Annotated in this window: 2 protein-coding genes; both read right to left on the minus strand. The window is 71.4% G+C overall.

Annotated elements, in window-relative coordinates; all coding sequences use genetic code 11:
* The coding region (locus F3J15_RS37175; protein WP_345891975.1) for a BcsE family c-di-GMP-binding protein at window positions 1–322 on the minus strand (322 nt) is incomplete at its 3' end.
* Between the two features lie 11 nt (window positions 323–333).
* A partial coding sequence (locus F3J15_RS37180) for a cellulose synthase subunit BcsC-related outer membrane protein (RefSeq protein WP_166897764.1) occupies window positions 334–2,420 on the minus strand: 2,087 nt, incomplete at its 5' end.

Raw genomic sequence — 2,420 nt, forward strand, 5'->3', positions numbered from 1 at the left:
CGCCCGCAAAGCCGCGCGCCTGCATCTGGTCGGCGACCTGCGCCGCGTCGCGTGCGAGCACGATCGTCACGTCGCGCGTGCGCGCCTGTCGCGCGCTCTCCCAGACGAGCGCATCGCAGGCCGGCGTGGCGCCGGCCGCGTAGATCGCGTACAGGCCGCCGGCTTCCAGTTGCGTCCACGCGTCGGGCAAGCCGTCGATCGCGAGCCGGCTCAATGCGCCGGCGCGGCCGCCGGCTGGCCCCACGCGCAGCAGCGCGCGCAGGTGATCGACCAGGCCAGTGGCGCCGAGCGTGGAGCGGGTGGCATCGAGTTCCGTATTCACGGCGCGTTCCCCTAGTAATCCGAATAAAGCCGTACCGGCGTCGGCGTGACGAGCCAGCTGCGTTGCGCGCGCGCGTCGAACGCATAGCGCAGGTACACGAGCGCCGAACTCGGCGCGTAGTCGTGCGACCGGTCGACCTTCAGCTGCGCGCCGACACTCAGGTGCGGGTTCACGCGGTACTCGACGATCCCGTTGATCCCGTACGAGAACGACACGCCGCGCGTCGAGCTGCCCGCGTACACGAACCCGGCCGCCACCTGCGCGGCCCGCTGGTCCGACGACATCGGGTAATACAGCGAATCCTTCTCGTAGCTGTTCGAGATCCCGCCCGTGACGGCCAGGTCCCACGACAGCGCATCGTGCCGGCCCGCCCATTCGATCGGCACGCCGAGCGACAGGTAGCGTTGCGGGCTGTAGTAACCGCCCTGCCCGTACGTGTAGTAGCGCAGGTTCTCCGCGTAGTGCCATGCGTTGCCGACGAGCCCGGTGCTGACCTTCATCGTCGCGCGCTCGTACACGGGCACCGTGAAGCCCGTGCGCAGCGTAACTTCCGCGTTGCGTTCGACGTTGCGGCCGGACAGCACGCCCGCGCCGAGTTCCGCGAACAGGTTCGTGCGGCCGACGTCGACCGACGCGCGCAGGTTCACGCCGTCACGGCGCACGCCGCCCCACACCGCGCCGGTCCACGGGTCGCGCATCCCCGAGTACGACAGCACGCTGCTCGTTTCCGGCCGCCGCGACGCATTCACCGAGAAACTGGCCGGGCCCGCGTCGAAGCGATAGCGCACGCCGCCGACCAGGTAATGCACGGGGAAACCGAGCGGCGACGTGCCGAGATCGAAGCGCCATGCGTCCGTCAGATAGCCCGCGCCGAGCGCGACGCCCGTGGCCGTCTGGTGCAGCGAGCCCGGCGGATTCGCGATCGACGCGGGAGTCAGCGCGTTCTGCGCCTTGAGCGCCGCGTAGCTGCCGAAGGTACTGAGCGAATACGCGTTCGGGTTGCTCGTGTCGAGCGTGCCCGGGTCGAGATGCACGGTGTCGATCTGCGCGAACACGTGCCCGTCGTAGCGGATCGGCAACTGCATGTAGATCGGCACCTGCTGCGCGCGATACGACGAGATGCCTTCGTCGCCCGACTTGTACGCGGGCGTCCAGCCGGTTTCGATCTCGGGATTGCGCCGCTGCTGGAGATCCGCGAACGCGGCCTGCGCGGGCGTCAGCCCATCACGGCCCGGGCTCACGCCCGTCGTGCGCTCCTGCGACTGCGACAACCGGTACAGCGACGCCGCATCGTCATAGCGCCCCTGCACCTCGGCCACGCGGCCGGCCGCGACCGTCACATCCGGGCGCGACGGATACGCGGCATGCAGCCGGTCGGTCACCTGCACGGCTTCGTCCGGACGGCGCAGCGCATTCAGGCGACGCACGGCCGACAGTTGCGTGTCGACGTCGTCGTCCGGCGTGCGGGCCAGCACCGTCTGCACGCGTGCAAGCGCAGCCGCGCGGTTACCGCTGTCCTCGTCGATGCGGGCCAGCGCGAGCTGCGTATCCGCATCGTCCGGCGTGCGCGCGACGACCGGCGCAAGCGCGGCGCGCGCCGCATCGTAATGGCCTTGCGCGCGTTCGAGATCGGCCAGTTCGAGCGCGTAGCGCTTGTCCGCGCGGCCGGCCGGGCTCGCGCGACCGAGCAGCTTGCGCGCCTGCGCGTAATCCTGCTGCGCGATCGCGTCGTCCGTCTGCCGCAGCACGAGCCGCAGCGACTGGTCATCGATCCTCGCCGTCTGTGCAGGCGTCAGCGACGGTTCCCGGCGCAGCGTGTCGAGCCACGCGGCGAGCGCGTCGTCGCGCCCCGCGCTGCCGAGCAGGTCGCCGTAGCGCAGCCGCACGTCCGCGTCGGCTTCGCGCGGGTGCGCGGCGATCCAGTCGTGAAGCGGCGCCAGGCCGCGATCCGGCTCGCCCGCGTCGATCCACTGCGCCCCGATCGCGGCGAGCATGTCGGGGTCGTCCGGCGCGCTGGCCTGCGCATGCGCGAGCGTGGCGGCGAAGGCCGCGCGATCGCCGCGTGTGTACGCGCCGCGCGCGTCGGCCAGGGCGCTTT

The organism is Burkholderia sp. Ap-955 (assembly GCF_011753045.1).
Lineage (GTDB): Bacteria > Pseudomonadota > Gammaproteobacteria > Burkholderiales > Burkholderiaceae > Burkholderia > Burkholderia lata_D.